Genomic DNA, 7,193 nt, shown 5'->3' with positions numbered 1-7,193 from the left:
AGAATTGGAAGATACAAACGGAACGAAAGTACCGTTTGATCTGTACACGGTCGATTATGATTATGGTCGTGTGACGCTTGGCGGTGACTTTACAATGGGTAATCTGGTTGCACCACTGACAGTTAAATATCGATATCAGGATATGGGCTTGATTCGTGATGTGCAGATCAATGGCCAGTTGACATTCACCAAACCCTTAACACATAACTATGATGCAGTAGATACCATTGTGGGATCGGCACTGGTTGTTGGTGATATACAGGCACGCTATACGCGCAAGTTTGTGCAGGGATCCTGGAGTGGTACATGGAATGATGAGCCAGTTGGTGCAACCATCTCGGCAAACTATAACGATGCTTTATATCCGCTTTTAGTAACAAATAAAGGTGCGATTCAAGAACGCTGGTATATCCAGTTTGTTAGTCCTACTGAGTTTAAATGTGTCGGTGAATACACTGGTGAGCTATCACTTCGAGGCTCCCCAAGTGTGGATTATGCTCCTCTGAATCCGGTGACTGGGGTGCCGTATTTCACCATCAAGAAAGAAGGATGGGGTAGCGGCTGGGCAAATAGCAATGTCCTGCGTTTCAATACCATTGCAGCAAACTTCCCAGTTTGGGTGATAAGAACTGTGAGGCAGTCAGAGCCAGCAGTCTTATCAGATCAGTTCCAGATCATGCTACGTGGTGACTTTGACCGCGTTGTTTAAAATTAAAATCAAATATGACCGCTTGATGCGGTCTTTTTTATGAGCAAATAAAATGGCAATGAAGCAAACCCAAACCAAGCTTTTTGATTTTTCAGACGTTGGCTTAGACTTTTGCGCAGGCTCAAAAAACCTGTTCCCTGATCGCTTTAAAAAAATGTTGGCACTTGGTTATAACGAGCAAACTGTGTTGAGTGTCACTGTATTGGGCAATCAGGTCACATTTACCTATGGTGGTGTGCATGGTTATGTTGCGGATCGTGTTCTAAAAGTGGATTCAGGGGATCTTGCTGCGATTAACGATGGTGAGTTCTGGATTGATTCAGTCACAACCAATTCTATCACCTTCACTTTGGATGAAGCGCTGGGTTCTATATCTGCAGGCTTTACCACACGCATTGCACCGCTTGGATATGAATTGGTTTATGAATCAACATATATCCACGTCTACAAATTTAAATCACTGGATGAATCCGATCTCTATTTGCGATTGTGTTTTCAGGATGTTTTAACGACACGTAACTGTATTGCGCCCTGTGTTGGTAAATCCGTGAATCTTTCTACAGGTATGATTGATGATCCAAACACCATGACGGACAATGCATCAATTACTACGGTAGGTGCGGTTAGTGGGTTTAGATGGGAAATGTCATCAGTAGCAAATGCCACTTCAAACAACTACACCTATGCACAAGGCTTTGCAACGTTGGGTAGAGCCATGTTAGTTGGCAGTTTGTATCATTTTGTACTCATGACCAGTAACAACCAGCAGGCAAGCTGGGGGCGTATTGGTGCTGTGCTGCCGTGTGCAATTCATCCAGAATATAGCCAAGGCTATCCGGTTTTATGGGGTGAGCGTGGAACGGGTGGTTCTTTGCAGTTGTCCAATGCCGAAGCTTATATAGGAAATATCCGCGTTGTTCATGTGGCGGGCTCAAATGCACTTCAGACGCTGTTTACTGTGCCACAGGCTTACAACTCTTTTATTTCACTAGATTCGTTTAATACAACTACTGCAGAGCCTATTCCGATTTACGAGGGAAGTACCAAACAGCACCTTGGGTATGCTTATGGTCTGTATATCTGCAAATATTCGAACAGTAATGCCCCAACCGTGACTGGTGCAACTTCTCCAATCATCACGCAGGACATTGATCTGCAAAACTTGGTGGCGCAGCACTACATTGCATCAGGAACTACAGCACAAAACGCTGTGTTTTTTGCAGTACCTGTGGAGGAGATTAAAGTTGCTTAAAATCTTCAGGGTTTTTTATGGTGGATATACACCAAACCAAGAAAAACTATCTGCAATGGGGTATTGGGTGTTAAAAATACCCAAACCAATAATTTCTGTATTAAGTGAAGATCAGGGGCTTGGAGTAATCAAGGGCACTACAAAAAAAACAGGTAATATTTTTTCACCGGTTCCAGTTTGCTGTTTTAAGCGCTCAAACAGGCAATTACTTTGGGAAACCACATCAAAGCCAGATGGGTCTTATTCTTTCAGAAATATAGCAAAAGGCCTGGAATGCTTTATTGTGGCTTTTGACCCAAATGAAGAATATAACGCAGTAATCTCCGACAAGGTGGTGTCAGAATGATTCAAACCTCTTTAGCCGCCGGACTGGCTCAGCTCCAAGCACTGGCAAATTTTTTAGATCAAGGTAGCGCAAACGCTACCTTTATTTTTTATGATGATGTCAAACCTGTAGATGTGACTCAAGAGGCAAATATTGGTGCCAGATTAGTTACATTGACGCTGCCTAAGCCTTCAATCAAGCAGGTAAATACTGACCATATAGAACTAAACCAGACCGATGCGGCTACAGTTATAAAATCAGGTACCGCAGTTTGGGCACGCTTGTTTAGCGGTGATGGAAAAGCTGTTGCGGATTTTGCCGTTGGGCCTGATATCACACTGACCAATCCTGATTTGGTGTTAGGCAGCACACTTATGATGAATTCACTGATTCTAAGACCATCAACATAAATGAGGTGGACATGTGTCGAATTATATTCCACCAGATGGTTATCAAGTAAATCTCGACTTTAAGGATTTAGCCACAGGGTCCACTGATCTTAACTTTGGTGCTGACGGTCAAAATCTTGCCTTTCTTGATGGTGTAATAAGTACAGCGATTGTTGCTGAAATTAAGGCAGTCAGCTATAGCAATGATGTACTAGATGCACGGATTAATACCGGTTTTAGTGCGGTTACAGGTCAGTTAGCTCAGCTAGATGTGCAACTGCAAATTGGTTTTATAGTTGAATTATCTACAGTCAGAATTGATCAATATTGCGCAGTGGATGCGGTCATTCAAACTGAATTTAACCCTCAATTTGAAGCTTTATTCGATATAAATCATCTGGTAGGTGTGTCCTATGGTTTTGATATGCGCTACCAAAAAGCCATGGCATCCTTAAGCACTACAGACATCCCTTGGGCCAAGCCAATCTTAAGAGTCTCAAATGAGACTCTTTTTTATGATCAGGGCTTGGTAATTTCCAATCAGGCAAATCTCTGGTATGAGCAAGCAGGGTCGTTGAATCGTGCAATTAGGTCGCTACATGAGCAGGCAACCGGTTTAAGTTCTGATGCATATGTGATCTGGGAAGAGGGTGATAAATGCTTTATTCATCAGCGATATGTGCATGAGGAAACAATCAAGCTACAGCATAACCGTGAAACAGTCTGGCAGGAGATGATTCGCAGGCATAAGACTTTTACTTATTCACATGAAGTGGCTCAAGTATTTGAGCATCGTTTTTCGTTTGAGTGGGATAAAGGACTTGAGATTGTCGCCAAGTCTAATTTACCGTGGGATAAAGCCAAAGCTATTCATTATCGCAAACATCCGGTTCAACCTTGGCCAAAGCCTGAGTTACCTGAATATGTTGGCTCAGCAGATCTCAATTTTATTTGTCTGTGTCATGACGTTGATTCACACAATGTTGTTCTAAATTTTGGTGCAGATGACTGTATTCCTGCACTACCGAACAGAAACTGGTGGTATATCGTGAATGTATTAACAGCCGAGCGATTAGATACCGGCGAAAAAATTAAAGTAATTGATGGCACCTACAGTACCAGCCGATCACAATGGTGCTGGACCTATTCTGTGACAGTTGCTCATACCGAAAAAGAAAAGCTTCAACCAATTAATGGTCAGCCAGTGATCCTGAAAGTCATGATCAATGGATTTGAGCATCATATTCTGCTTGAGGACCCGGAAGAAACTCGGCGTTTTGCCAGTGTGCTATACACTTACCCGGGCCGGAGTGTGACAGCTTTAAACTCTGATAAATATGCGCCTTCACGCTCATTCATCCAGGATAATGAACGAACCTCTGTGCAATTGGTGCAAGCTGAAATTGATCAAGCTCAATCCAATACTATCCTGGACTGGAAACTGATTGATGAGCTGGGCTGGATCGTACCAGTTGAAAGCCTGAGCTACGCAGAACTTGCGCCAATCGATGCGATTAAACAGGTCGTTGATGCCGGTGGTGGCTTTATCTACAGTCAAAAATCCGGCAATAAACTCACTATTTTGCCACGATATCAGAAAGGCTACTGGGATTCGCTTACAGTAGGTGATTATGACATTCTGCTCCCTGAAAGCGTGGTGATACAGCAAAATATTAAACAGAACGATGAATACATTGCTGATTTCAATGCCATTACTATTGTGAATAGTCGCAGCGGTGAGAGCTTGAGAGTACAGCAGCGTGGAACCTCAGGCGATGTACCACTGGAAGCAGTCACAGGACCGCTGTTTAATGTGGTATCGGGTGCTAGTTTTGGCAAGGTAGAGTTGATCAAGGCAAACATTCAGGAGCTACATAGCTTTGCAGACCTTCCGGTAAGCCAAGCAATTGGCGAAATGCTACCAGGTAAATCAATTGCTTTTAATGGCCAGTGGTGGGGTGTCATCGATGGGGTAAGTGGTAGCTTCTCGCATGAAAAGGTCAATGAAACTATTACAGTGGAGCGTATCAGCCGTGACTAATCCTTTATTCGAATTACGAAAGCTTCTCAATCCAACCCATGCTGAATACCGTGGCACCATTACATCGGTGAATCATCCTGAATATCGGGTACAGGTTGATGGTGGATCTGGTCCGGTATTGTGCACATCGGGTACAGCTTACAATTTGGGTGCCAGGGTGTTTATTGCAAATCAAGTTATTTTGCGACCTGCGCCCAGTGGGTCACATTCAGAAATTGAAGTTTAATTTAAGTAAAAACAAACCAATGGCGCCCAAACGGGTGCTTTTTTATTGCGAAAAATATAGGGGGCGAAATGTCTGAAACCACCGCAGCAGTAGCGGAAACATCTGCAGCAGCTTTAGGATCAAAAGCAACAGTAACTGGCGGTGCAGCAAGTGCAGCCGGTTTTTTTATGGGTATTGATTGGATGGGGTGGGTTGGTATTGGTGTTGCTGTACTTGGCTTACTCATCAATGTCTATTTTTCGTGGCAGCGGAATCAACGCGAAAAAGAAATTCATGAGCTCACAAAGAGAAAACTAAATGGTGAATGTAATGTCAAAGACTAAAATTTCAGTCGTGCTATTAGCAGCTTCGGCTGCTTTTTTTACGTCTTTAGAAATACGTGAGGGCTATTCGGCAAAGCCTTACAAAGATGGCGGTGGAGTAGTTACCCAGGGTATCGGCTCAACCGTAAAACCAAATGGCCAGTCAATCAAAATGACAGATCCAGCCATTACTCGAAAGACAGCTCAAGAGTGGGCAAAGGCTCACGTATCCAAAGACGAGGTTACTTTCCGCAAATCTCTGCAGGGGGTTAAGTTGTCTCAAGTTGAATATGACACCTATCTTGACTTCACATACAACTTTGGCCAGCAGAACTGGAACAACTCATCCATGCTCCGCAATCTAAAGCAGGGCAAATATGTCCAAGCTTGCCAGTCGCTACTGAAGTGGAAATATGTCGCCAAAAAGGATTGCTCAGTACGATCCAACAACTGCTATGGCGTATGGACCCGGCAAGTTGATCGTTATCAAAAATGTATGGGGGCGCAGTAATGAATGAGTTTAAAAAAGTAAGTAATGTTTTGCTTGAATCAAATGGTATCTATTTCATTGAGTGCCCAGGATGCAAAACCTTACATCCTATCCATGTTGGTGAACAGCATCGCATCCGATGGGGCTTTAATGGGAATTTAGATGCTCCAACATTCACACCATCATTGATGGTAAATCAAGGTCATCCAAGCCAATGCCACTCATTTATCACTGACGGGAAGATTCAATTCTTATCTGATTGTAATCACAGTTTAGCTGGTTAAACCGTTGATTTGCTGCCAGTTGAGGAATTCTAATGCCAATACTTTTATGGATTTGGAATAACAAGCGCTGGACTTTGATTATCGTTCTTTTATTGGGCTTATTTTTTCAAACATGGCATGTTAATAGTTTGGCTGGTGATTTACGCAAAGCTGAAACTGAATGTGATTCGCGTGTGGCCAAGGCAATTAAGCCTTATCAAGATTCGATAGTAAAAGCCAAAGAACAGAAGGCCATCACTGAAAAAGCTTGGTCAGATAAATATATTGAGGTAGAACAAAATGCGATTAAAAAAATACAAGATGCAAATGCTGCTGCTCGTAGTGCTGACCTGGCTGCTAGTGGGTTGTCAAAGCAGCTCAGTGAAGCCAACAAACGTTTGCCCACAGCTCCCAAAGAAACCATTATTGAGTACACCGTTACCAACAATGAGTTACTCGAAGCTTGCACAGCAGAATATCGAAGTATGGCAGAAAAAGCAGATGGCCACGCAATTGATGTCGAAAGATTAAGTAACGTTTGGCCAGAAGATAAAGCCCTCAAGTGAGGGCTTTTATAAGTTAGCCTTATATTTAATCAAAGTATCCGTGGGTGTTGGCTCAGCTCTCAAATGCCAACGTACCAGGTAACAGGCAAACCAAATACCGGGAATTAAAAGCAAACCAAAACCAAACCACAAGGAAACAGCAAGAGCAAATATTGAATTGACTATTCCAAAAAATGAACCAAAATAAACAAGATATGGATGAATTTTTTTATTCATTAACCAACCAATATTCATTGCGAGTAAAATAACTATGGCAATCAAGACAGAAAATGGAAATAGAATCACTTCAAGAAATTGGACAGCCGTGAGGGTGAATAAAGCGGGTGAATGGCTTAGATACTCAAAGAACCTATCAATATTGTTATGAGGTCCCATCCCAGTTAATGCTATATAAAAAAAGGGTAGAGTGAACAACCAAATTATGCAGGTGGGAGACTGTAAATTAAATTGTGTAATTGCCTGAATTTGCTATGTTCATATTCACAACGGAGTCAGGCAACATGATGAACGAACAAAAACTAAAAGACCTTGCAGCAGAATTTGCTAAAGGAATCAAAACAGAAGACGATCTCAACCAATTCACCCGATTGTTGACTAAACTCACTGTTGAAACGGCTCTCAATGCCGAAC

Annotated in this window: 10 protein-coding genes and 2 pseudogenes; 11 read left to right on the top strand and 1 reads right to left on the bottom strand. The window is 42.5% G+C overall.

What is annotated here, in order from left to right; translation table 11 throughout:
* From B9T38_RS16435 to B9T38_RS16390, 10 genes and pseudogenes are all read left to right on the top strand, one after another.
* A pseudogene (locus B9T38_RS16435) lies at positions 1–709 on the top strand (hypothetical protein); the annotation flags it as partial.
* A 52-nt stretch (positions 710–761) separates the two neighbouring features.
* A complete protein-coding gene (locus B9T38_RS16430; RefSeq protein WP_086197800.1) occupies positions 762–1,961 on the top strand; it encodes a hypothetical protein in 1,200 nt (399 codons plus the stop codon).
* Positions 1,954–2,307: a hypothetical protein gene (locus B9T38_RS16425; protein ID WP_086197797.1), complete on the top strand. Its 354-nt coding sequence runs from the start codon at positions 1,954–1,956 to the stop codon at positions 2,305–2,307. Before B9T38_RS16430 ends, B9T38_RS16425 begins: the two co-directional genes overlap by 8 nt.
* Positions 2,304–2,696: a hypothetical protein gene (locus B9T38_RS16420; protein ID WP_086197795.1), complete on the top strand. Its 393-nt coding sequence runs from the start codon at positions 2,304–2,306 to the stop codon at positions 2,694–2,696. Before B9T38_RS16425 ends, B9T38_RS16420 begins: the two co-directional genes overlap by 4 nt.
* 13 nt (positions 2,697–2,709) lie before the next feature.
* The gene (locus tag B9T38_RS16415) at positions 2,710–4,716 is read left to right on the top strand and encodes a hypothetical protein (RefSeq protein WP_086197793.1); all 2,007 of its coding nucleotides are present in this window, start codon (positions 2,710–2,712) and stop codon (positions 4,714–4,716) included.
* Positions 4,709–4,942, top strand: coding sequence for a hypothetical protein (locus tag B9T38_RS16410; protein WP_086197791.1), 234 nt, complete (start codon positions 4,709–4,711; stop codon positions 4,940–4,942). Before B9T38_RS16415 ends, B9T38_RS16410 begins: the two co-directional genes overlap by 8 nt.
* A 68-nt stretch (positions 4,943–5,010) precedes the next feature.
* Complete coding sequence (locus tag B9T38_RS16405; protein ID WP_086197789.1) at positions 5,011–5,265, top strand: holin; 255 nt, start codon at positions 5,011–5,013, stop codon at positions 5,263–5,265.
* Positions 5,252–5,755 (top strand): lysozyme, encoded by a 504-nt coding sequence (locus tag B9T38_RS16400; protein WP_086197787.1) that lies wholly within the window; start codon positions 5,252–5,254, stop codon positions 5,753–5,755. Before B9T38_RS16405 ends, B9T38_RS16400 begins: the two co-directional genes overlap by 14 nt.
* On the top strand, positions 5,755–6,018 hold the full coding sequence (locus tag B9T38_RS16395; RefSeq protein WP_086197785.1) for a ubiquitination-like system serine protease family protein: 264 nt from the start codon (positions 5,755–5,757) through the stop codon (positions 6,016–6,018). Before B9T38_RS16400 ends, B9T38_RS16395 begins: the two co-directional genes overlap by 1 nt.
* Positions 6,019–6,050: 32 nt before the next feature.
* Positions 6,051–6,563: a hypothetical protein gene (locus B9T38_RS16390; RefSeq protein WP_086197783.1), complete on the top strand. Its 513-nt coding sequence runs from the start codon at positions 6,051–6,053 to the stop codon at positions 6,561–6,563.
* A gap of 6 nt (positions 6,564–6,569) precedes the next feature.
* Here B9T38_RS16390 and B9T38_RS16385 read toward each other — a convergent pair whose 3' ends face one another.
* A complete protein-coding gene (locus B9T38_RS16385; protein ID WP_086197781.1) occupies positions 6,570–6,938 on the bottom strand; it encodes a hypothetical protein in 369 nt (122 codons plus the stop codon).
* A 128-nt stretch (positions 6,939–7,066) separates the two neighbouring features.
* Between B9T38_RS16385 and B9T38_RS16380 the strand changes: the two are divergent.
* Positions 7,067–7,193: pseudogene (locus B9T38_RS16380) on the top strand (IS256 family transposase); the annotation flags it as partial.

The organism is Acinetobacter sp. ANC 4218 (assembly GCF_002135245.1).
In the GTDB taxonomy this organism is placed as follows: domain Bacteria; phylum Pseudomonadota; class Gammaproteobacteria; order Pseudomonadales; family Moraxellaceae; genus Acinetobacter.
This window is presented reverse-complemented; position numbering and strand designations above follow the sequence as displayed.

What these genes read in the sequence shown, in the direction of transcription:
- B9T38_RS16430 (WP_086197800.1), top strand. Translation starts at nt 762, where the DNA reads ATGGCAATGAAGCAAACCCAAACCAAGCTTTTTGATTTTTCAGACGTT.
- B9T38_RS16420 (WP_086197795.1), top strand. Translation starts at nt 2,304, where the DNA reads ATGATTCAAACCTCTTTAGCCGCCGGACTGGCTCAGCTCCAAGCACTG.
- B9T38_RS16405 (WP_086197789.1), top strand. Translation starts at nt 5,011, where the DNA reads ATGTCTGAAACCACCGCAGCAGTAGCGGAAACATCTGCAGCAGCTTTA.
- B9T38_RS16400 (WP_086197787.1), top strand. Translation starts at nt 5,252, where the DNA reads ATGTCAAAGACTAAAATTTCAGTCGTGCTATTAGCAGCTTCGGCTGCT.
- B9T38_RS16395 (WP_086197785.1), top strand. Translation starts at nt 5,755, where the DNA reads ATGAATGAGTTTAAAAAAGTAAGTAATGTTTTGCTTGAATCAAATGGT.
- B9T38_RS16390 (WP_086197783.1), top strand. Translation starts at nt 6,051, where the DNA reads ATGCCAATACTTTTATGGATTTGGAATAACAAGCGCTGGACTTTGATT.
- B9T38_RS16385 (WP_086197781.1), bottom strand. Translation starts at nt 6,938, where the DNA reads ATGGGACCTCATAACAATATTGATAGGTTCTTTGAGTATCTAAGCCAT.